We start from the raw sequence: 24253 nt of genomic DNA on the forward strand, positions 1-24253 counted from the left end.
CAAAGATCATTCATGTATACCTGAACTTCCAGCTTGATAGAGTTGCTCATACACGTCCTTGTTGACCATCCTCAGCCCAAACAATCTGCGAATACGCTGTCCCGGCTTGGCCTTGAAGGTCACTGTCGCTTGATCCTTCCCCTCCAGATATGCAGCCGGAATAGCGGCATTAACGTTGTAAAACTTATCAGCCTCATCAAAACCTTCACTAAAATGCTCAAGCAGATGACCGTTAATCAAAATATCAAAACCGCAGTTGGGCATTTCCAGCGTAGCTGTGTAGGTAATGACCAACAGCATCGGAGCAGATGGATCTGTATTTAAATCAAAAGAAAACCAGCCATCAATTCCCGCATTCCGGTAAGGTCGGTTATTCACATATCCGGTGCGAGTCGAAGCATCTCCCTGGAAGTTATGATCTCGCTCCGGCTGCATTTCTCCGGGTTGGGCAAAATCAATCGTGCACTGCTCCAGAATCGCCAGCTTTTCGCGTGCCGCTGTGTATTCCTGTTCCGCCTCCTGCCACGCTTCCTTGGTAAAAATGTCCCAGTATACGGAATACGTACGGTCATACATTTTATACAGAGGAGACAATTCCACATCCCGGGGATGCCCTGCATTCAAGGTACGAAACGTATTGGTCTTGCCCTCCACGGGCTGTATCCAGGCATCCAGCTTTTCTGTTTGGGGGATGAATACGGGGGTGTACAGAAACTCCTTGGCTTTAGGATCTTCTAAGGGTCCCAGATCGCCTGCCAGCACCAGCGGTCCATACATGACAGCCGCCCGATCCGGATTATCTGGCATCTGCTCCAGCCTCAGCGACATGGGAATCGTCACCTCTACAACGTCACCGTCAATCCACGTTCTGGCGATAGAGATGAAGCTGCCCGGTTCCGATACAACCGATTGTTCCTTGCCATTTACACGAATGGTAATTCCTTGTTCAGCCCAATATGGATAGCGGATGAGTAGCGTAAATGGAGCTGGTTGATCGCATTGAATCTCCAGCGTCGTATGATCCGTATCTGGATAAGAAGTGTTTTGTTTTAGCGTAACGCCTCTGTCCTTCCATTCCAGCGTGGAGGCAATAAACTGATTGACATACAGCTTATCGTAATCGTGAAAATAAATACCGCTGCCGTAGCTCGCATGGTTTTCCATCCCTGTGCCGACACAGCACGTAAAATCATCAAATTGGCTTTCAAAATGCTTGTGCCCGCCCATCGCCAGCGACAGAAAATACGTTACGCCCCCGTGAACCGGGTCCTGCGAAGCCAAAATATGATTGAATAGACCTCGCTCATAAAAGTCCGCTTCCTTGGCGGAAGCATTCCATTGAAACAGATGATTGGTCAGCTTAAGCATGTTATAGGTATTGCACGTCTCCGTCGTATGAGGCCCGATGCGATCATTCAAGCCATCTGGCGCTCCAAAATATTCTCCAAAGCTATTCCCGCCAATGACATACGAATGATGATCCACCACCCGCTCCCAAAAAAACTCCACCGTTGCCCGGCGTTTCGTATCATTGGTCAGCTCATATTCCTTGGCAAGCCCGATCAGCTTCGGAATTTGTGTATTGGCATGAATGCCCTGCAAACAGTCTTCCTGGGAGCTAAGCGGGTCCAGCACCAGCTTGTGCCAGAAGCACTCAGCCAGCCACAAGTAGCGCTCTTCCCCGGTATCCGCATACAAATCGGCCAATACCTCATTCATGCCTCCATATTCGCAAAACATCATCTGCTGCATCTGCTCATCGCTCATCGGCTTCATAATTCCTTCGAGCCAGTCTGCCAGCTTACGCTCCACATCTAATGCCTTATTACAGCCTGTCAAATGGTACGCATCCCGCAGGCCAGCGAATAACTTGTGTAGTGTATACAAGGGGGCCCATGCACCGTTCAGGTCAAAGCCCTTCGAGCGAATATTTCCAGCAGAGACCTCTTCAAAAAGTTCCTTTCCCCCTGGAATACCGGATACATATCCGTCACCATGCGCCGCCTGACAAACGTCCAGTTCATCCGTAATGTAATGTGCGATTTCTTTAAAACGCTCATCGCCTGTTGAAGCATACATCATGGAGCAAGCGGACAAATAATGTCCCAGTGTATGACCGGAAATAGTCATCGCTTCCCAGCCTTCATATTGAGGCGCTTTGGGCGTAAGTCCGGCATATTCCCGAAAACGCGCCAGCAGGCGGTCTGGTTGAAGCTCCAACAGATAAGATCGGTTCAGCTCCATCGCCTGTTTGAAGGGACCTTCAGCCAATACCACCTCGTTCAGTGCGAACGGCCTTGCTTTCATATGGGCTTTTGCTTTAAGAGTCACTTTCCGTTCCTCCTTTAAGGCGAATTTAGGATAAAAACGCATATCAGACACAACGAGCCGTTACGCGCCACTGCCAGAGGTTTGCCCCCACTGCTGGTACAGCTGCGTTCTCGCCTTTGTAATGCCGGGATGAAACTGAATCAGCGCATGCTTCCGTGCAAAATGGACCTCACGGATCGCCTCCTGTACCCGCTGTTCCCCGCCTGCTCCGCCGAGTCCAGCGGCATGGAGCATGGAAGCGGCGGCTAATCGACCTTGGGCCATCGCGACCAGCCCGCTTTCGATGCCGGTAATATTGCCGGCAACGTACAGCCCTTTGAGCGAGGTTTCCATTCGCTCACCATGCAGTGGAACATGCCCGCCTAGCTCAGGGCTGTACACGAATTTGCATCCGGCTACCGCCGCCAGCTCGGCGAGCGGGTACAAGCCGCCGCTCAGCGCCACGAAGTCGGCGGGTTCGACGCGCTCGCTGCCGGGAATAGGCGAGCCGTCCGGTTTAACGTGTACCAGGGTCACGGATTCGACCCGGTCCTGTCCGTTGACGGACAGCACCGCCGTCCGCAAACGGATCGGGATATCCCACAGACGGAAGCCTCTGTGGGGATAGCAGCACGCGATGAGTTTCTCCATCCGCATCGCAGCTGCCAGCCTGCCGCCTGCACGCATCCAGGCGGCAGGGGCCAGCCCCGACAGCTGAAGCAGCAGCTTCGCGGAGGCTGTCGGATCTGCCGCCGCACCAGCCAGCGGATTAGCGCACGGCAGTGTAATCGCCGCCACCTTCACTCCGGCGACAGACAGCTCCCGGGCAATCGCCATCGACAATACATTCATGCCTACGATGATGCCGCGTTCTCCCGGCTTGACGTAATGAACGTTGGTCATCACCTGCGCGGCCCCGATAGACATGACGCCCGGCAGCGTCCAGCCATCCAGCGGAACGGGAACTTCGGCAGCTCCAGTCGCCAGCAATACGTAATCCGCAGTGAACAAGCCACAGGAAGTGGAAATTTCCCACGTCGTCGTATATTCCATACCATGCACGGATACACCGCAGCGAATGTCCACCCCAAGCTCCCTGCAACGGGTAATCAGCTCATCCGAAACGTGTTTTCCAACCCACCAGCCTTGACTGCCTTCCTCATGATACTGCCCGGGCATGCGTCCACCCGGCTCTGTAAACTCATCCAGTACCGTGACTGGCAATCCTTGCTCAGCAGCCGATACCGCTGCGGACAATCCAGCGGGACCCGCCCCAATGACGATGAGATGCTCCATTTCATTCATGTCACAATTCTCCCTGTGATTTCATTCGAAAGCTGCCGTCCAGTTTCCACCACCATACCTTCCTCCAGCTTGGTCAGGCAGGAACGGACAGTACCGAACGGATGAACCGTCAGGCGGCATTCGTTGCAATGCCCAATGGCGCAGTATACACCTCTGGCCGTACCGGATTCCTCATGCCTTCTCAGCAAACGGACACCGCTGGCCAGCAGCGCTGCTGCCAATGGTTCTCCAGCCAATCCCTGCATGGGACGACCGTCAAAAATAAAAGATACCTGTCGCCGTTCCGGCTTTGGTCCCAAAATAGGATGATTTACAATACGCATGCGGCTCATAAAGGACCTCCCTCTGCCAGCTGCCCGAACGTTATGGGACGCACGGGAGGCCTTTGCGATAACAGCTCCGCCTCCCGGCGGGCAGCAGGAACCTGATTGTAAAACCATGACTCCACCAATTGTCGGCATACCCTGCCCTGACATGCCCCCATCGTCACCCGCGTAGCCATTTTAAGCTGGCGCACGGTGTCCACGCCCATGCGGCAGGCCTGCTCCATCTGTGCGATACTCACTTCTTCACAGCGACATACGAGCAAATGGCCTGACGCGCTCTCAACCGTCTCACTTCGTCCCGTCGCCCGCTTACTCATAGCTGATCGCGCAGGTTTTAATCGCTGAATAAAAATCCAGCGCCGCCTGGCCCTGTTCCCGGGTATGTGAACTGGATTGCTTCAGACCGCCGAACGGAGCCTGGTATTCAACACCAGCCGTCTCCTGATTAACCCGTACCATTCCGGCGTTCGCTTCATCCAGAAACCGATGAGCGAGCCGCAAATCGCGGGTGAACAGCGAAGCGCTTAACCCATAAATAGAATCATTGCACAGTCGAATCGCATCCTCAAAGTCGTCTGCCTGCACGACACCCATCACAGGTCCAAAAATCTCCTCTTGAATCAATGGATGGGACGAATCAAGTCCAGTCACCACCAGCGGGCGCACATAATATCCGTTGTCCGTCCCGGCGGCGGCTCCGCCTTCGGCTAAAATGTCCGCTTCCCGGCGGGCCAGCGATACATAGGACATAACCTTCTCGTACTGGCCCTTGGATGCCACAGGTCCAAGATACGCACCAGGGTCGAGCGCCGGAGCGATCTGAATTTTTTCCACCGCTTGGCGTAAGGCTTCCGTGAACGTCTCATAGACAGACTGTTCTACAATCACCCGACTGGTGGCCGTGCATTTTTGCCCGGCTGAACGGAAAGCTCCGCTGACAATCATCGCCACCGCCTGTGCTACATCCGCGTCCTTCAGCACAATGGCGGCATTTTTACCGCCCATCTCGGTCTGGTACTTCATGTTACGGCGCGCGCATCGCTCGGCAATGCCCAAACCTGTAGCAGTAGAACCCGTGAAGCTGACCGCATCCAGTACCGGATGCTCCAGTAAGGCATCGCCAATGCGGTTACCTTGCCCAATGACTAAGTTCAGTACACCGGGCGGAAGCTGCACCGCCTCGAATAGCTCGGCGACCCGTACTGCAGTTAATGAAGCATGTTCGGCTGGCTTCCAGATGACCGTGTTTCCGCACAAGAGTGCAGGGGCGATTTTCCATAGCGGAATAGCTACCGGAAAATTCCACGGCGTAATGACAGCTGTTACCCCCAGCGGAATACGCTTCGTGTATTGGAGCACTCCCGGCTCATTCGAAGGAATGACTGTACCGATGGAACGTACGCCCTCTGCCGCATAGTACCGGAGCAGATGGACACCTCGCATGACCTCTCCGCGCATCTCGGTAATCGGCTTGCCCATCTCACGGCTGGCCAGCTCAGCCAATTCAGGTAATGCTGCCTCTAGTAACCCGGCTGCTTTGAACAGATAAGCTCCCCGCGCTGCGGGACTTATAGCGGCCCAACCCACCTGAGCCAACCGTGCCGCATCCCCGGCCTGTGTAATATCGCCCGTCTCTGAAAAATGGACGACTCCCACCTCCTCCTTCAAGGCCGAAGGATCGTGAACCACCATTTCCTCGCCGGAAGGGCTCAGCCACTCACCGCCGATCCAATTTCGGCTCTCCATCGTCTTCACCTCCATTCAGGATGATACTTCGCTTGGACGAACCGCCACCTCAAATGCTTCGCGAATGCGGTCATAATCCGCCTGCGGCAGCGCAAGTCTGGGCGGACGTGTCGGGCCGACCGGAAATCCAGCCAGCTCCATCATATATTTGATGGACTGTACCAATTGCGGGCTGGCATCATAGTGGAACAGCGGCAGCAGCCTGCGATACAACGCGGACGCTTCTGCCATATTTCCCGCCTGCGCAAGACGGAACAGCTCTACCCCTTCCTTGGGCAGCGCATTAGGCACCCCCGAAATCCAGCCTGTCGCGCCGAATAACGCCCCCTCCATCGCCAGATTATCTACTCCGACCATAACCTCCAGCTCTGTCTGGGCCAAAATAGCGTGAATACGCCGTACATCACCGGAAAATTCCTTGACTGCTACGATATTTTCAATACGCGACAAGTCCGCAAGAATATCTGGAGTCAAGTCAACCTTGTAATCATGGGGGTTGTTATACGCAATGATCGGCAGGCCCACCTCCGATAATGCTTCATAATGGGCCGTTACCTCGTGAGGCAGGGGATTGTAATTAATGGGCGGCAGTGCCATGACACCCGCTGCCCCGGCATCCTTCGCATGCTGAATCCATTGCACCGCCTGTTTGGTGGACGGAGCCGCCGAGCCGACAACAACCGGGACACGCCCTGCCGCAGCGTCAATTACGGTATGCACAACCTGCGACCGTTCCTCCGGGGACAAAGCCGCATATTCTCCCAGCGATCCCGTAGGAACCAGTCCGCTAATGCCGTTTGCAATCAGATGCTCACATAGCTCGGTCAGACGCTTATGGTCTATCTCCAGCTCTGCCGTGAACGGTGTAACCAAGGCCACATATACACCTTCAAAACGTGCCATATGCTTACCCACCCTTTCCCATCTTTATTTTCAAATTCAGCATTCGGGAATAATGCAAAATGCTCACATCAGCAAAAAACCTTCTTTAAGCGGGTCCTCGGGGTCCAACACAAATTGATGATGTCCCGTCACCCAAGCCGAGCCTGTAATTTGTGGAATGACTGCCGAATAAGGACCTATCTGCGTTTCACCCACGATTTCAGCCCGGAACATGGAGCCTGTGATGCTTTCATGTACAAACGGCTCATTTAAGCCCAGTTTTCCCTTGGCGTGCAGCACCGCTACCTTGGCCGAGGTTCCTGTACCACAAGGGGAACGATCGATCCCTCCCGGTGGGATGACGACGACGTTGCGGCAATCGGCCTGTGGAGCCACAGGCTCCCCGTAAAATTCAATATGCGTCAATCCTTGAATAACCGGATTTTCAGGATGTACTACCTCAACAACAGCATTAACCGCCTCGCGAATCTGCACCGCTGTTTGTACAATTTTTGCCCCATTGCTCTGCTCCAGTGCAAGACCGATGGAAGCCGCCTCTACAATGCCGTAAAAGTTGCCTCCATACGCAATATCCAGCGTGACTTGACCGATGCCCTCTACCTGAACCTCCACCTCACGGCGGTACACAAAAGAAGGGATATTTGTGAACGTTACTTGTCGCACCTTGCCCACATCCACCTCTAGCCGCACTTGAACCGGGCCTGCCGGAGTGTCCAGCAATACCGATTTTTTATCCGCGGCAATCAGCCCGCCTTCCATCAGCGCTGTACATACTCCAATCGTATCGTGACCGCACATCGGTAAATAGCCGCCAGTCTCTATAAAGACCACCCCCATATCTGCACCTGGATGACAAGGTTCTGTTAAAATGCAGCCAGACATCACCTCATGCCCTCGCGGCTCGAACATCAGCAAACGGCGAAAATCATCATGATGTGCTGCCATATAAGTCATTTTTTCCAGCATCGTATGACCTACCAGCTTAGGCGCGCCGTGAATGATCGTCCGCGTCGGATTGCCTCCCGTATGGGTATCAATGGTAGTAATTCTGCCCGGTGTACTCATCCGGTTACCTCCCCGTGAACCTCGTGACTGGTAAAAGTCTCGCCAAATCGGTCATATCGCAGCGGCTCCACCGGAATACAAGTGGATTCACCGCGTACCATTTCGGTCACCAGCTTACCCGTAACCGCCGCAAGACTAATGCCATCCCCCTCATGACCAGAAGCGATATACAGCCCCGGTACTTCGTCCACCGCTGATACAATTGGCAAATGATCAGGTGTCCATGGACGCAAGCCGGTATACGCCCGCATCAGTGGTACATGGGCTAAAGCAGGAAAAAAACGAATGGCTCTGCGGGCGATTAAGCGAATCACTTGCTGATCTACATGTGTGTCCATACCGACAAACTGACGGCTGCTGCCGATCAGAATATTTTGGGATGCAGTTGGCTCGAATACTAGCGCTACACCGTATTTTTCATAAAGCTCATCCACACTCCGCTGACCGCCAAACTTGCTCATCAGATAGCCGAACTCCATTACCTTGCGGTTCCCAATGGAAGGCATTCGGGCAGACACCAGTATATGTCCTTTGCGCGGCATGATCGGAAGGTCCAAACCGAGTGAATGACCGATGCTGTGTGTCCACACACCTGCCGCCAATACCACTGCACCTGCATGGATAGCGCCATTGGGCGTCTCTACCCCGCGGACGTTTCCCCCTTCGTCCTGAAGGACAGATTGTATCGGTGTGCGGGGCATTAGCCTCGCTCCCATAAGACGCGCGGCCCCGGCTAGTGCATACGTCATCAACACCGGATTTACGGTGGAATCTGTCGCACACTCCAGTCCGCCCGGCAAATCTTTCGCTAAATGTGGCCATTCCTCTCGCAAATCCCGCTGATCCAGCATGCGAAACGGAAGTCCTTCCTGCTGCTGACGGGTTACCCACTGCTCAGCCGCTTGCATCTCCTGATCGTTTTCACAGACCAGAATACTGCCAGGCGCACGATATTCAAACTCATCCTCCAGTTCCCTAGCCAGCTCTGCCACCAGCTCCTGCGATACCAACGACATTCGACTGTCAAACCCGGGCTCTTTATCGATTGCCAATATATTGCCATCACAACGGGACGAAGTGCCTCCAGCAATCTCCCCTCGCTCAGCCAGCACGACCTTCATACCGGACTTAGCTGCATAATAAGCGATGGCTGTACCGATGATTCCGCCGCCTACAATGACCAGATCCGCGGCATCATGTTTCATTCGCTTTCCCTCCCTCCGACCGTTTTAATCTGTTTGTGAGGTATTCTTTACAGCTTAATCGTAAAGCTTTGTGTCACAGGCTTGCTCAGCTCATCATAATCCCGCAGCTGTACGGTGAACGTATACGTCTTGTTGCCTGCTCCGCTGCCTGCTGTTCCGCTAATCGTTCCTGTAAAACGGTCCAGTGTGAACCCTGCGGGCAGTTGACCACCTGTCACCGTCCAATCGTAAAACGGAACGCCTCCCTTGGCCTCCAGCTTGGCCGTGTACGCTTTGCCTTTGACGGGTGCTGGCAGTCCCTTGGTTAATATTTCTGGCGCGAGGAAAGGAGTCAGGTCCTTACGTAGCGGCCAGCCTGCTTTTTCTGCTACCAGCAGCGAAAGCTTCGTGTTCATCCAGCGCCGGGTCGGAAACAGATGGCGCCAGCCTCCATTTTGACCGCTCAATCGGTCGACTTCTGCAAGCTCTCCGGAGAGATGATAGCTGTCGTCCAATGCAGCCGGTCTGTGCTGGTAAGCCATAATATCCGAGTCATTGCCCGCCGCTTCCTTCAACGCTTTGACACCCGGGAATGTGTCGCTGAACACAATCGCATGACCGAATTCATGCATGATCAGTCCATGCACATCCGTCACCTCGGACAGATCGGATTGATACCATTCTTCATCGTCCACCGATGTGAATGGAATGGCATCATCATAGAAATCCAGAATCAGACTATAGGAACGGTTCAGGTTCCCCGGCACGGTCACACCGTTACGTGTATGATAATTGCCGTTATTGGCTGGAAAGCCCGTAGAATAAGGCCCGTTCAATCCTCTCAAAAACACCCACATGCCTTTATATGGCTTGTCATTCGTCACCTGTATTTCATTTTGCCAGTCGTCTCCCGGCAGATGGTTTACCTCCGCACTGGCCGGAACCTCATCGAAGGGACTTAGATCAAAGAAATAGAACCAGTCCTTCACCGCCAGCTCTGCCGCTTTTCTGGTAGCAGCATCTTTGAAATAAGGCATAATCGTATCGAAGCGGTAGTCAAAATGAATGGGGACTTTGGGCTCTTTATTATCATCCTGATCCAGCACCCGAATCGGAATGGACTGAGTAGTCGTGTGACCATCATTTCCAGCAACGGACATAGACAGCGTATAGTTCTCTATTTCACCGTTTCCTCCAATCCGGTCAGGATGGATGGCTAGCCGAAAATCTTTTTCCTCCTGTGCATTGGCAAAAGTCAGCGTTTTGCTTGCACCTTGCGCTGACAACGTACTTGGCAGATCCATCATCAGCCGGGACGTGCCCTGCGCATTTAACGTAACCGTTAACGGAAAAGCAGCATCCGCTGGCGGCTTCACTTTTAGCTTCACATACGGGTTCGCCAGATATCCTTGCCAATCAACCAGATCTATACCATAATCGTTCACCGTCCGACTAAAGATGTCGATGACTTTTACATCCGACTCCGCCTCGGCATAAGCCTGTTGACCCGGAATAGTGGGTGTCAAAGCCACTATGAGAGAAGCCGCCAGCGCGGTCAGCCATATTTTCGCATTTCTTTTTTGCGTGTTCATTCGATCCCTCCATCTCGGTTTTGGGATGACTTGTAAACTATGGATAGTTACCTATAGAGCCACTACGTTTTATAATAAAAGTAGCTCCTTGGGCGAGGAGGTCAGTACCTTGACACCGTCATCTGTGATCAGCACATCGTCCTCAATCCGAACCCCGCCGAAGCCTGGGATATAAATTCCCGGTTCCACGGTAATGACGTGACCCGGTACGAGCACCGACTTACTTTCGCGGGACAGCCGTACCTGCTCATGAATCTCGAGACCAAAGCCGTGGCCCAGCCCGTGACCAAACTGCTCCCCATAGCCGTAAGAGGCAATCACATCCCGCCCCAGACTGTCTCCCTCCCGACCGCTTAAGCCGGGGCGAAGTCCTGCAATCGTCTTCATATTTGCTTCCAGCACAATGGCATACAATATCTCATGTCGTTCTGAGGGCTGGCCTACGAATACGGTACGCGTGATATCGGATAGATAACCACGCACATTTGCGCCAAAATCCATTGTGACGAACTCGTTCTGACCAATTTCCTTGTCACTGGCCAGCCCGTGCGGCAACGCCGAACGCTCACCTGAAGCGACAATGAACGCAAAACCACCCGATTCCGCGCCTGCGAGCCGGAGCTGGTATTCCAGCTCTGCCGCAATCCGCCGCTCTGTAACCCCAGGCTGAATATAATTCAGTACCTCCGTGAAGGCGGCATCGGTAATACGCGCAGCTTCGCTAATGGTGCGAATCTCTTCTTCGTCTTTCACATCGCGCAGCCGTTCAATGACATCCTCCGTTTGTACGTACTCCAACGAGCCCAGCGCGGCTTGTAGCTGTCCCGACTGTTGAAGTGAAACATGCCTGCTCTCCAAACCCAGTCTGTGGACACCCAATTTACTTGTGAGATCGGCCACGGTTTGGAAGATTTGCGCCTCATGCCGAATCACTGAATATTCCACTGCCTGATCTGTTGCCTGCATCATATAGCGGAAATCCGTCACTAAAAAAGCCTCTTTCAGCGTAACAAGCGCAATTCCAGCGGAGCCTGTAAATCCGGTCATATATCTTCGATTAGGCCCATGTGTAATAAGCAGTGCATCTATCCCTAGAGCCGGGAATTCCGAGCGTAACCGGGCCAGTCTGCCAGGAACACCCTGTAACGGTTTTGTCTTTTTACTCTCTTCCTCTTTCACTCGTACGCCTCCTTATTCCACATCTCTTTTCAGGGCATATGCCTTAGAACACACTCTCCCACTTGCTTTTGAACACATGTATGCTCTTCTCGCTGCCGCTTTCCCGTAAGTCCTGCACCCAATTCTCCGTCTCTTTTTCAAGCACATCAGCGCGTCCCAGCTTCCTTTTAGCCTTTTATACCCGTCAATGTGATGCCTTCGATAAAATAGCGTTGACCGATAAAAAATATCAGGACGATGGGAGCCAAAATCGTGCTGGAAGCCGCCATCAGGTAAGGCCAGTTGGTATTGTTCAATCCCCGAAAAGTCGCTAGCCCCAGCGCTAGCGTAAAATGCTTTTCGTCACTTAAGTAAATAATCGGGCCCAAAAAATCATTCCACACATCAATAAATGTAAATATTCCGATCACGATCAATGCAGGCGAAGATAAAGGAATAATGACGCGCCATAGTACAGTCAGAGGCGTACCTCCGTCCATATAAGCCGCTTCGTCCAAATCGCGTGGAATCGTCAGCATGAATTGTCGCATCAAAAAGATGTTAAACGCCCCTCCACCGAACCATGCAGGAACAATCAGCGGCAGAAATGTATTCAGACCGCCCAGCTCACGCCACATCACGAAAGTGGGAATTAGCGTCACCGCGTAAGGCAGCATCATCGACCCGATCAGCAGGGAAAAAATCAGATTACGTCCAGGCCAGCGCAGGCGGGCAAAGGTAAACGCCGATACAATCGAGGTCAACATCACTCCTGCCAGCACACATACCTCAATCATGAACGTATTCATAAAATACCTGCCGAACGGTACTGAAGTCAGCGCTTCGGGGTAATTTCTCCATTGAAAAGGAGAGGGTATCCACTCTGGCGGGAACACAAAAATTTGCGATGTCCCCATCAGAGAACTGCGAATGAGCCATGCAAATGGCAACAGCATTAAAACACTGCCTATAATTAAAACGACATACAGTACAACACGGCTGATTGGGAATGGTTTGGAACGGGTGGCGGTAGCAGGACTTCGGGAGCGTTCAGGCTGTGGAAGCGGATGTTGCGGTGTTTCTGAAGGATTGACAGAAGAAGTGACCTGATTCATGAACGTTCCCCTCCTTCATAGTGAACCCACTTTTTGGATGTGGAGAAAATCAGAACCGTTAGCACCATGATGACGAAAAATAAGATCCAGGCCAGCGCTGAGGCGTAGCCGATTTTAGTCTCCGTAAAGGCCGTACGCCACAAGTAGAACACATAGAACAGGGTTGAATTGTTAGGTCCCCCGTTGGTCATAACATACGCCTGATTGAAGGCCTGAAAGGTGCTGATTAAAGACATGACCAGATTGAAGAAAATGGTCGGTGTCATCGAAGGAATGGTAATGTGAAAAAATTTGTGCCACCTATTGCCGCCGTCTACCTCAGCTGCTTCATACAGATGGGTGGGAACCGACTGAAGTCCCGCCAAAAAGATAATGACTGTGTTCCCGATCCCCCAGGTGCTCATCATGATCAGCGAGGGTATTGCAGTGTTCTCGTCATAAATCCATTTGCTCCCCGGCAGTCCAACGCTCTCCAACAGCGAATTTAACAGACCAAAATCCGGGTTGAACATCCATAGCCACAGCATCGTGTTGGCAATACTCGGTACAATGGTAGGTAAATAATAAATCGTGCGGAACACCGACAAACCCTTCACCTTTTGATTTAATAACAGCGCAATGATAAAAGCTGCCGCCAAGCCTAGAGGTACGCTGCCCAGTGCATAATATGTGGTCACGAACATGGATTGGGAAAAGGTAGCATCCTCGGTCAAAATAGTTCGGTAATTGTCCAATCCGATAAAGGTCATCTGTCCACCAATCGTCCAATCGGTTAAGCTGAATACGAACGAGGCCGCGATTGGTCCAATTGTAAATATCATTAATCCGAGGATGGCAGGAAGCGCGAATAGCAGACCCCAGTTTCGCTCCATACGCATCATTCCTGATTTTGGTCGCTTCATGGGCCGTTCTCCTTTCGCAGCTGTCCCGCTGCATTATTCATCCGGGTATACCCCTTGAAGCAATGGCTGAATGATGGGCTCCAGTTCATCCAGCGCCTGCTGCGGCGTCTTCTTGTTCGTCCAGATCAGATCCAGCCCTGGGGTCAGCTTGGAACCGATATCAGGCCAGTTGCGAAGGGTCGAAGTGGACGGCTTGATCGCATAATCTCTGGCATACTCAATGCCTGCCTTTTGAAATTCCGGTGGATGTGCGGCATTATTCGTCCATGACTGGATGGCCTGCTCATCGGTATAATATTTTTCCTCGATAGGCATCCAAAGACCGGACTTGAACAAATCCACCTTTTCGGGATTGTTATGGTACAAATAAAATTCGAGCGCTTCCTTCGGGTGCTTGGTGCTCCGGAAAATGACCGTGGCTCCCGCAACGATCATCGTTTTGGGCTCTTTTAGCTTCGGTAGGACGCCGATACTCCATTGCAGCTGCTTGTTGTTCGAAAAATCGAGCAAGGACCATGTCCCGTCTACCACCATGGCGACCTTTCTTGTCTGAAGCCGAATCGTATTGGACGGCATGTCCTGCTGCTGGATCAAATCAGGAGAAACATGCTCCTTGAAAACCAGATCCTGCAACTTCTGAAAGACCTCCACCGACTCAGGACTGTTCAGGGTGTACTTCTTGCCCGTTTTGTCAGTCAAACCTCCACCGTTGCTCGCTAAAAGCGGCCCCCAGGAGCTGCGGTCATTGCCGAAGGCAAAGCCGTATTGCACAATATTTTTCGGATCAAATCCACTGTCTCCCGGATGCTTGCCGTTCTGATCCTTGGTCAGCTTTTTGGCAATTTCCAGAAATTCATCCCATGTCCACGCTTTTTGAGGATCAGCCGGAGGGACGGGTACCCCTGCTTCTGTAAACAACTCCTTGTTGTAAAATAACTGCATCACTTCCAATGCGGTGTAATTTCCGATAGACTTGCCAGGTTCGCTGTAGAGATAGGAGGATTTGAGCTTGTTTTTTAATTCGGGATATTCGTCATAATAGGAGGATAAATCCAGGAGTCTGCCTTCACTTGCCCATTTCATCGTGAGCGAATCGCCCAGGTAGGCGATATCAGGAAGCTGATTGGCAGCCATTAACGTGTTAATTTTCGTCGTGTAGTCACCAGGGACATGCTCGCCCTTCACCCGAATGTTCAGATGGGATGCATTAAAGCTTTGAATCATTTTTTCCATCGCCTGCTTCTCGTCATTGCTTCCCCAGTACATGAACTTGAGTTCGACCGCATTGGGATTAGCCGGTTCGCCAGCGTTACCACTGCAAGCCGTCAGCCCTGTCAACATCGCCGTCATCACGAGAGCCATCCATGTCCGTAACCTTCGTTTCAGCAAATCAACCGGCCCCTTCCTGAACTGGTTTCTCCTTACAAGCCTATTATGCGCCGAGAGCCCAGAGCCGACCACCCAACGACTCCAGACTCTCTTTGTTTTGGTATGATTTTTTTAACAGCGCGTTTACAAAAATGTTTTACGAAACTCCGTCGGGGTCAGTCCGGTATGCTTTTTAAAGGCAATGCTAAAATAGTTGGTATCTGTGAATCCCACAACCTCCGCTACCTCCGCCACCTTGCGATTCGGGTCCAGCAGCAGTTCTCGGGCTCGCTCAAAGCGAACACGCGTCTGGTAGTCTGCGAAGCTTTCACCTGTAACTTGCTTGAAACGGGCACTCAAATACTTGGGGCTCATATTCATGTACTCTGCCAGACGGTTCAGCCCGCCATCCTCCTGAAGATGCTCGCGAATCCATTCCTTGGCCCGTTGGAATTTGCGTGGAATGCCCTTCTCGCGTGATTCTCGGACATGACGACCCACCCGAACAAAATAGCGCGATACATAATCAATCATCTCGGGCCCATGCCGTAATCGGGACAGCTCCAACAACGGGTCCTGCTCCTGCATGGACGTTTGTCCTACAGATGCATCACTCTGGACGATCCGCATGACGAACAGGACGAGCTGAGTGACGATCATTTTCACCTGCTTGACAGGCAAGCCCGCCAATTGTCCTGACCATTCCTGTAAAATCGCATGTACGGCAGCATCATTGCCGGCTCGAATTTCCGTAATCATCAGTAGTTCCTTCTCCAGTAATTGACTGCTGTTCGGCTCGGCCGTCTGAATGCTCTCATAGGGGATGATCTGGCTATAGCCCACCCACCCCCGATGCTCGGCCGCTTGCACAGCTTCCTCATACGCTTCGGGAAGTTGCTCCATCCGTTGAACGGGACGGCTAATCCCGATGGACACGCCCTGGCTCAATCGTTCCTGCACGGCCTGCCGAATCTGCTGTGCCGTCCGCTCCGCCGCCCTGCAAGATGCCGTCGCCAGCAGCACAACACGCCGATCGCGGGAAACCGCCGCACCATGCGCCTTCGCCCCGGCTGCTGCCGCAGCCTCCCCCGTCAGTCCGGCGAATATATGGCTGCTTTTATGCATGGAACCGTGTGGCTTGCTAGTGGCGGTTGCCTCCTGCTGCGACGACTCCTCCAGCTCGCAGCACAGCACGGTATAAGGCGGCCCACTCGTCTCGCCGAAAAATCCCAGCCCGTCCATCTCTCGAATGACCTCGGCTGCAGGACGCCGCTGCTGGAGCAAATCCAGCAGTAGATGCTCCCTGTACAATGGCTCCAATGAACGATGGCGGTGAATGGCTTCCTCCTCGCTTCTTCGCCATTGTGCAATGCGATCCTCAGCCCGGCTCAATGCCGCTTCAAAATCTCCGCTGGTCACCGGCTTGAGCAAATAATCGACCGCTTGAAGCGAAACTGCCTGACGAATATACGTCATAGATTCGTACCCTGTTAGAAATAATAACGGGGTCCGCTGATCCTTTTCCCGAATGGTTTTTGCTACGTCCAGTCCACTCATATCCGGTAAATTAATATCCAGTAAAATCATGTCCGGTCGCTGCTCCGTATACAAACGTAATGCCGTTGTGCCGTCCTCCGCCACATCACTGACTTCCACTGACAGGCCACTTTCCGCCACCATCAGCTTCAGTCCTTCCCGAATATGATATTCGTCGTCCACAATCAGCAGCCGGTACATGACATCCTCCCCTTTCTTATTCGGTTCGAATGGGTGCCAGTAAGGTAACCGAGGTGTACTGATCCGGCTCGCTTGTCACGGACAGTCCATATTGCGGACCATAATGCCGAAGACGTTCATGCACATTCCGCAGCCCAAAGCCAATAGCACTCCCTCGTTCCGCATCCAGCGACTTCCGGATATCGTTCAGACGCTCGGCTCCAATACCGCCCCCATCATCACTGACCGTCAAACGCAACATATCCCCTTCCCTTGTACCGGATAACATGATATAGCCACGGTCGGTGCGCCCTTTTAAGCCGTGGTAAATAGCATTTTCAACGAGTGGCTGGAGGATCAGTTTGGGTACATAAAATCCGCAAATATCCTCCTCGACCTCGCAAATCCACTCGAACGAATTCCTAAACCTAAACTGCTGCACCTTCACATAGGCGCTTACATGCTCGACTTCCTGTCCCAAACTGATTTGCTCTCGGCCATAACTTAGCGAAATGCGAAAACATTTACCAAAGGCACCGATTACCTCTGCCATATCCCGTTGCCCATTCGCCAATGCCATTCCCTTCAGTGATTCTAGCGTGTTGTACAAAAAATGCGGATTAATCTGCGCCTGAAGCGCGCGAAACTCAGCCTGCTTACGCGACAGCAATGCTTCGTAGACCTGACCGTACAGTTCATGATTTTTTTGCATCATATGAAGAAAACGCTCCCCGATCTGCCCTACCTCATCCTTAGGATTAAAAACAACGGAAGTAGGAGCTTCGAAAGCTTGGGCTGAGCCTGTAGCGCTCACACTCCCATCGACCGCCATCAATCGGCTCAATTGAAGCAGGGGGCGACGAATCGTGTCACTTAGCCGATAAGACAACATCCAGCCCAGCATCAATGCAATAAAAAAAGTCCAGATGGTCCAGGCGCCAATTTTCCGCGCATCCTCGAACAGCACGGACTGATCAACTTTTTGCAGCAACGTCCATTGTCCTTCATTTAACGGGCCGTAAGAGATCATCGTCTGGCGGCCGTTCCATGTTCTCCAGTCCTTCGTAAGCACAGGCCTATCCACAGCCGATTTGGCAATCTGCCGCAATAGCGCCTGGTCCGCAACACCCTGCTCCGGCAATCGGTATACAGGCTCGCCCTCCTGATCCAGCACCCACATCTGGGTATTACCGTCTGTTTCATGAAAAGCAAGCCCCCGAAACAGACTGGCCTTGTCGATTTCCAGCAGCAAAAATCCGAGGGGCGCATAATCTCCAGTCGTTTTTCGAAGCAGCTTCCCCACATAGATGCGATCCTCCGCCATCCCGCGTCCGGATTCAAACGGCGAATGAGCCATCCACATCATGGGCCGCTCGGCCAGCAGGCGGCGATAGTACACACGTGCTTCCTCTAATGTAGGAAGGCCGCCAAAACGGACCGAAACATTCCCCTGATAGAGAGAATGCTTGAGCCCGCCATTGGCGGCATATATGAGAGAGGACGTGATATACGGCTTGGTCTGGGTTTGCGTACGGACAACCATACTGAGTGTTTCATCGTTCCGTAAATATTCATAATCATCTTCCGGCTTGGTCTCCAGCGTAGACTGCACATCAGGATTGCTGAGAATGGAATTGGTCAGATCATTCAAATCGGAGAGCGTCGCATTGACGTAATTTTCACTCATTTGCCGGGACTGCATAGCCAGTGCTTCCGACTTCTCACCAAGGGAATGGGCCGCGATCCGGTAAAAGGTAAAGGTCAGTACCACCATCGGAATGACGGTAAGTACCAGCGTCAGTACAATGAATTTCCCACGGATTGTAGGAATCCCGGCGAACTTTTGACGACCCCGGCCTCCCATTCATCTGCCGTCCTTACACATAGGCTGGGAGCCATGTCCCGTGGGCTGCAATCAGGTCATCACACAGGGAAACAATATCATCCATGGACAGCTCTGCGGACGTGTGCGGGTCCAACATAGCAGCGTGATAAATGTGCTCCTTTTTCCCGGTGATTGCAGCTTCAATCGTTAACAGCTGGGTATTAATATTCGTCCGGTTCAGCGCAGCGCATTGGGGTGGCAAATCCCCGACAAAGGTTGGCGTAACCCCGTTACGATTCACCAGACAAGGTACCTCCACACAGGCTTCCTTCGGCAGATTGGTAATTAAGCCTGTGTTCATCACATTGCCGCCAATGGCAAAAGGCTGATTCGTTTCGATCGCCTCAAATATATAAGAGGCATATTCGTTTGACCGTTCATGACGCAGATCCTGATTACCCAAAAGCTCTTCACGCATCGTTTCCCATCGTGCAATCTGGCTCACACAGCGGCGCGGGTATTCATCCAAAGGAATATTGAAGCGCTCGATCAGCTCAGGGTATGCCCGTTTGATAAAATACGGATGATATTCCGCATTATGCTCGGACGATTCCGTAATGTAATAGCCGAATTTTAGCATCATTTCAAAGCGCACCATATCATGATGCTTTTCCTGTTGCTTAGCGGCGGCTCGTTTTTTAATCTCGGGATACAAATCTACACCATCCTTGCTCACTTCGAGCAGCCACGCCATATGATTGATGCCTGCGATTTTTGCCTTTACACCTTTCTGCTCCAGCCCGAGGCTTTTAAACAGCTCCGGTATACACGCCTGCACGCTATGACACAGCCCTACCGTACGGACACCTCCATGAACATTCATCACATTCGTCAGCACAGCCATCGGATTCGTGTAGTTGAGAAACCATGCATCCGGGCACACCTCGCGCACATCTGCCGCAAAATCGAGCATCACCGGAATTGTACGTAAATTGCGGAAAATACCGCCAATACCGACCGTATCGGCAATCGTTTGGCGCAGGCCGTATTTTTTGGGAATTTCAAAATCCGTAATCGTACACGGATCATAGCCGCCTACCTGGATGGCGTTTACCACATAGGTCGCTCCGCGCAGCGCTTCCTTACGGTCAGTGTAGGAGCGAATCACACAGGTGCTCCCTGTTGTTTTTTTCAAATTGGATAAAATATTTTCCGAATCTTTCAGCCTTACGGGGTCAATATCGAACAACGCCAACTCAAAGCCCTGCAAAGCAGGTGTCAACATACAATCGCCAAGCACATTTTTAGCAAATACCGTACTGCCTGCACCCAGAAATGTAATCTTGCTCATACTTTTTCCCCCATTCACCTTTTTGTTCGCGGTTTTGCACCTCAAATGCAAGGATACCCACCGCCACTCTCCCCTTTACAGGAGGAAAGTGACGATGGGAAAGGTTACTCATAACTATGCGTTGTTGCCTCCCATTCAGGATACCCCCGCTGATTTAACGGAGCTGACGGTCCGAGGCGGTAAGGCAGATGTTACCGAGGGTGTCGTAGTTGGCGGGGTGACTGAAGTTTCCTGGCTAACCGGTGTTACCGATGGAGCCGCAGCCCCTGCCTCAATCACGGCTACCTTCGCAATTGCCTCTAACTCTGTCCCCACTACTTTGCCCTTCAACTCAAACGAACCTGGAGCAGCATATTGTGCAGGGTCTATATCCTCCCATTCCACAGCCACCCATTTGGTGGAGCCTTCTCCATACGTAGCTTCCACGACGCTTGGCAGTTCCGGTTTTTCACCCGCACGAGTCGTCACGTTTACTTCTTTTAAAGCCGTGATTTTCTCGGCTCCCGTTAGGCTTTGTGCTGTACCAGAGGCCAGACCTGCCACCTCGGTTGCATTCAAAGCACGGCTGTAGATACGGAATTCATCCACTAGACCATTGAAGTACGGATCAGGGTACTGAGATTTGCCGATAAAATTATTTTTGGTCTGACCCAGACTGGTAGGATTCAATGTTAGGTTGGTATTGCGTCCCACTTCTTTTCCATCCACGTACAAAATACCTGTGGAACCCGAAAGCGTGACCGCAACATGTTTCCATACGCCTGTCGGCAGTACAGGGCCTTCAATCGTCTGCTCCTGTCCCTGCCCGTTGCCTTGGTTGGTAATGGCAAACAGCATGGTATTTCCTGCTTTAGGCGTCAAGAACATATATTCATTCGTCCCGGAGCCAAAGTCAAAAATCCGCACATAATCGCTCAGGGTGTTCGCTTTAACCCAACCGGATACGGTCAATTGCTGTGCCCGACTGACAATACCCGCCGGAAGCTGCACATAGCTGTCCTTGCCGTTCAGACTGACAGCATTGCCTGTTTTACCCGCAGCCCATGCAGCCGTCCCCTTCACGGCAGCATCATTTCCGCTGTCTGATGAATCCGCAACTACAGAACCGCTTGTTTCATCAAACTTGTAAACTGCAAGCTGTTCAAGTAACGGAGCCGCCGGTTCAGCTACCACCGTTACTTTAGCCTCCGCTGACAACTGAGAATCACTGGCTGTCAGCTTGAACACATACGTTCCCGGCTCGGAAACATCCACCTTCGTGCGCAGCGATGTTTTGTTACTGAATGTGACCTTCGCGTCCTGTGGTCCTTCAACCAGACTCCACTCGTTTGTCACCTTTCCTTGCGGAAGCCCATCATCCGTAGCTGTGCCTTTCAGAATGATCTGATCCGGCAGCTTTACCTTCGAATCTTTGCCAGCATCCACGACAGGTGCTTTGTTCGGATCAGGTGTGGTCGATGTCAGCTCTACCGTGTAGGAGGATGCTGTACCAATTTCCAATTTAAGCTTGTTGGAAGGCGCATACGCATTAAACTTCCCTTGTGATTGACCGCCTACTTTAACCAAATACGTTCCTTTCTTCAAACCGTCAAATGTAACGTACGTGGAATGGGCTTGGCCCGGCGTTTGATTTTTCAGTTGAAGCCATACGTAATCCTTGGATGTTGCCAGCTTGGCTTCTGTATATTGGTCCTTTTCCAGCTCAATATACAGCTTTTCCGTGATCAGATTGATGCGCTTGAACAGGCCGTCCAGCGGCTTGATCGTATACACGTTGCCGCTTTTGCTCACCTCTGCACCGTAGCCCGTCAATCCGAAAATAGGATCAATTGCGATATCAGCACTTAACGTTTTGAGCGCACCAAACAATCCGAGATCAGCCTCGCCGCTCATGCCGCGCCAGCCGTTAAAAAGCGGAACATTTTTACCGCCGCCAGTGCCGTTCGTGCCGTTATTGCCTTTTTCCGCTTGATACGTCCATGCGACCGCCCCGATGTTTTCAGGGTCCGAGCTGATTTGCCCGGAGTTAATCGCTCCGACATTGGCAATTTTAGCTGCATAGGACAACCGTTGTTGTTCCTCACGGTGATTGTCCTCATGATGGCGAATCCAGTCATCCATCGCATATCCAGCAAGCGAAGTCGTGTACTGGAAGTTAAACCAGTTTTCCCCGGTAATCGTCACCGGATCGGTGTAGTAGTACCATACGGGCATGTGACCGCGTGCCGCACGGGTTTTGGCATTAATTTTACTCATCATTTCCAGGGCTTTGCTTTGCTCGCCCTCTGTATCTATATTCTGTTTGGCTAACGTATATACAGCCTCTTCCCCTGTATTGTCATAGCTATATTCAGAACCGTAAGGATACTTTGTATTTTTAAAATTGTTATATTTGCGATCCATTTTTTCCTTGAGATCATTCGCTTCATCATCATAGCCTTCATCATGAAGTGCCTGAATAATATCCGGTGTGGTCAGTTCGCCCATCAAACCTGTTTCCCAGTTGTACGCGACTGGCCCTTCATACAATGCTTTGAAAATGTTATACGCCCGCAGCAAATAGGTTTCCTTTGGATGCTTGTAAGTGACAAGATCCGGGTATTCCTTGGCAATCTTGTACATGCTGAAATACGTGTTGTATACGTGCGGATAAGCATACCCTCGATAGGTCGGTGTATCGTTAGGCTCTGGCATCAAGAAATCATGAATTAAATAATCCTCATGATGTCCGTTCATCAGATTCGTCCAGATCGCCGTCTCCAAATAATCGTCTACTGCCCGCACCTCTTTGGCGACTGGAGACAGTATGTTTTTCTCAGCCAGGAACTGTCCGTGGGTCAGACCCCAATCGTCTCCCCAGCCCCAGTAGCCGTTAAAAATGTTGCGTTTGGATTTGGTATGCATCATCCAATCGTCAAATACCTTGTCGCGCAGATCACCCGGTACATTCCATTGGGTTTTGTCGACCATAAATGTAGCATGCCGTTGCAGCGCGAGATCAATCGGCTCGATGGCATAGAATTGTAACACTGTTTTATTACCGTTGCCGTATTCTACCGTTATGAAGTTTGGACCCAGCTTAGTAAATTTCAGTTCATAAATGTGATGTCCTCCGGGCTTGCTATCTGTCTGCGGAATAACGGTTCCGTCTGGATAGGTTACTTTGCTGATCGCCTGCTTGGAGCGCAGGTCCACCTTCGCCTTTTGATTCGTAGGCACGATCATGCCGGGTACGACTGTTGTATCCACCAAGTTTTCTTGGTACAACGTATCTTTTACATCATGCTCGTCCTTCACCGCCAGAAACTTGAAGCCATAGTTTTTGCTTTGACCGGGATTCAGGATCAGGCTTGTATTGGGCAAATACCCCCGATTGGTGGACTTGATGACATTGGAATGAATATAAAATACATTGAGTCCTTCCAGCCATTTACCTTCGTTGGCCGGATTCCAGGCCCATTTGCTGCCCGGATGCTCCTCATCCCGCCAGTGATCCTGATACTCAAAGCCCGCACCCGTTGAGGAATCAGGAATCAGCAGCAGGGAAGAACCAATGCCGCTGGGACGCCCAGCTGTAATATAGGAGCTGTCATTGCCGACAAAGGAATGCGTCACCACTCTAGTTTCGTAGATCGCATCACCGTTGGTCCACTGCTCATTAAAAGGAAGAGGCAAACCGAAATCGCCAATCTCCAGTTTTTTTCCACTTGTATTCTGCACCTGTATATTCCACAACACCGAACCATTCGACTCTGCCGAATACGTTTCGATGACTTTAAAATTGCGTATGCCTTCTGCATTAGTAGAATTCTCGTACGTGACAGTGACACGGTTACCACTGGTTGTGATCTTACGTGCGTCTGCCGACTTGTTCGTCCATGCCTTCGTCCAGCTGCCTCCATCCAATCGGTACGTGAACATCAACTCCCCTAGCCACTGATGATCTGCGGTGTTCTGTTCAGGTGTTACCGTTGCGTTCATGACATACTCTGTCGGGAAAGCATCTCCCTTGATACGTATGGATGAAATTTCTCCATGCTCCCCTGTCTGAATCGTCAGCTTGTCATTGGATAGTTCATGGGCCTCTGCCGTATGCGTCCCAAACAACACAGACGCTGTGGTTAAAAACAAAAATGCCGCCAATATTCCCTTAAATTTCATCAACACGGCCTCCTTTTGGATCTCGGGGTCCTGATTTGCTTGCCAATCACCTGAAGTCTCTTCATTTCGCTGTAACCTCCTTGGAAATGTAAGCGCTACAACTCTATTGTACAAATCCTTGTCCATTGGTAAAATCAACATTTTCAACCGATTTATATAGGATTTCAACCTAATAGGGGGATACCGTTAGATCGGCAATCAACCAAGCTACGACAGATTTATCTGA

Annotated in this window: 17 protein-coding genes; all 17 read right to left on the bottom strand. The window is 51.6% G+C overall.

Annotated elements, in window-relative coordinates:
• Positions 1 to 6 precede the first annotated feature (6 nt).
• On the bottom strand, positions 7 to 2307 hold the full coding sequence (locus MHB46_RS09040; protein WP_341163711.1) for a glycoside hydrolase family 127 protein: 2301 nt from the start codon (positions 2305 to 2307) through the stop codon (positions 7 to 9).
• 84 nt (positions 2308 to 2391) lie between these two features.
• The gene (locus MHB46_RS09045) at positions 2392 to 3615 is read right to left on the bottom strand and encodes an NAD(P)/FAD-dependent oxidoreductase (RefSeq protein ID WP_341162136.1); all 1224 of its coding nucleotides are present in this window, start codon (positions 3613 to 3615) and stop codon (positions 2392 to 2394) included.
• Positions 3612 to 3947 (bottom strand): (2Fe-2S)-binding protein, encoded by a 336-nt coding sequence (locus MHB46_RS09050; protein WP_023987257.1) that lies wholly within the window; start codon positions 3945 to 3947, stop codon positions 3612 to 3614. Before MHB46_RS09050 ends, MHB46_RS09045 begins: the two co-directional genes overlap by 4 nt.
• Positions 3944 to 4258 carry a (2Fe-2S)-binding protein gene (locus MHB46_RS09055; RefSeq protein WP_341162137.1) on the bottom strand — a complete coding sequence of 105 codons (315 nt, stop codon included), beginning with the start codon at positions 4256 to 4258 and terminating at the stop codon, positions 3944 to 3946. Before MHB46_RS09055 ends, MHB46_RS09050 begins: the two co-directional genes overlap by 4 nt.
• Entirely contained in the window at positions 4251 to 5687 is a 1437-nt protein-coding gene (locus MHB46_RS09060) for an aldehyde dehydrogenase family protein (RefSeq protein ID WP_341162138.1), read from the bottom strand. The genes MHB46_RS09055 and MHB46_RS09060 overlap by 8 nt, the downstream gene beginning before the upstream one ends.
• 15 nt (positions 5688 to 5702) lie before the next feature.
• Positions 5703 to 6590, bottom strand: a complete 888-nt coding sequence (locus tag MHB46_RS09065) for a dihydrodipicolinate synthase family protein (RefSeq protein ID WP_341162139.1) — start codon at positions 6588 to 6590, stop codon at positions 5703 to 5705.
• Between the two features lie 63 nt (positions 6591 to 6653).
• Positions 6654 to 7655: a proline racemase family protein gene (locus MHB46_RS09070; protein WP_341162140.1), complete on the bottom strand. Its 1002-nt coding sequence runs from the start codon at positions 7653 to 7655 to the stop codon at positions 6654 to 6656.
• On the bottom strand, positions 7652 to 8860 hold the full coding sequence (locus MHB46_RS09075; RefSeq protein ID WP_341162141.1) for an NAD(P)/FAD-dependent oxidoreductase: 1209 nt from the start codon (positions 8858 to 8860) through the stop codon (positions 7652 to 7654). The genes MHB46_RS09070 and MHB46_RS09075 overlap by 4 nt, the downstream gene beginning before the upstream one ends.
• 47 nt (positions 8861 to 8907) lie before the next feature.
• Entirely contained in the window at positions 8908 to 10431 is a 1524-nt protein-coding gene (locus MHB46_RS09080; protein WP_341162142.1) for an Ig domain-containing protein, read from the bottom strand.
• 69 nt (positions 10432 to 10500) lie between these two features.
• The gene (locus MHB46_RS09085) at positions 10501 to 11610 is read right to left on the bottom strand and encodes a M24 family metallopeptidase (protein WP_445667587.1); all 1110 of its coding nucleotides are present in this window, start codon (positions 11608 to 11610) and stop codon (positions 10501 to 10503) included.
• 167 nt (positions 11611 to 11777) lie between these two features.
• Complete coding sequence (locus MHB46_RS09090; protein ID WP_341162143.1) at positions 11778 to 12704, bottom strand: carbohydrate ABC transporter permease; 927 nt, start codon at positions 12702 to 12704, stop codon at positions 11778 to 11780.
• The gene (locus MHB46_RS09095; protein ID WP_061832109.1) at positions 12701 to 13606 is read right to left on the bottom strand and encodes a carbohydrate ABC transporter permease; all 906 of its coding nucleotides are present in this window, start codon (positions 13604 to 13606) and stop codon (positions 12701 to 12703) included. The genes MHB46_RS09090 and MHB46_RS09095 overlap by 4 nt, the downstream gene beginning before the upstream one ends.
• A gap of 33 nt (positions 13607 to 13639) precedes the next feature.
• Positions 13640 to 14995 carry an ABC transporter substrate-binding protein gene (locus MHB46_RS09100; protein WP_341162144.1) on the bottom strand — a complete coding sequence of 452 codons (1356 nt, stop codon included), beginning with the start codon at positions 14993 to 14995 and terminating at the stop codon, positions 13640 to 13642.
• Positions 14996 to 15118: 123 nt separating this feature from the next.
• The gene (locus tag MHB46_RS09105) at positions 15119 to 16711 is read right to left on the bottom strand and encodes a response regulator (protein WP_341162145.1); all 1593 of its coding nucleotides are present in this window, start codon (positions 16709 to 16711) and stop codon (positions 15119 to 15121) included.
• A 16-nt stretch (positions 16712 to 16727) separates the two neighbouring features.
• Positions 16728 to 18554 (bottom strand): cache domain-containing sensor histidine kinase, encoded by a 1827-nt coding sequence (locus tag MHB46_RS09110; RefSeq protein WP_341162146.1) that lies wholly within the window; start codon positions 18552 to 18554, stop codon positions 16728 to 16730.
• A 13-nt stretch (positions 18555 to 18567) separates the two neighbouring features.
• Positions 18568 to 19866, bottom strand: coding sequence for an alpha-glucosidase/alpha-galactosidase (locus tag MHB46_RS09115; RefSeq protein WP_341162147.1), 1299 nt, complete (start codon positions 19864 to 19866; stop codon positions 18568 to 18570).
• 135 nt (positions 19867 to 20001) lie between these two features.
• Positions 20002 to 24027, bottom strand: a complete 4026-nt coding sequence (locus tag MHB46_RS09120; RefSeq protein ID WP_341162148.1) for a DUF5695 domain-containing protein — start codon at positions 24025 to 24027, stop codon at positions 20002 to 20004.
• Positions 24028 to 24253: the final 226 nt, after the last annotated feature.

Origin of the sequence: Paenibacillus sp. FSL H7-0703, from assembly GCF_038003485.1 — a bacterium.
In the GTDB taxonomy this organism is placed as follows: Bacteria; Bacillota; Bacilli; order Paenibacillales; family Paenibacillaceae; genus Paenibacillus; species Paenibacillus polymyxa_B.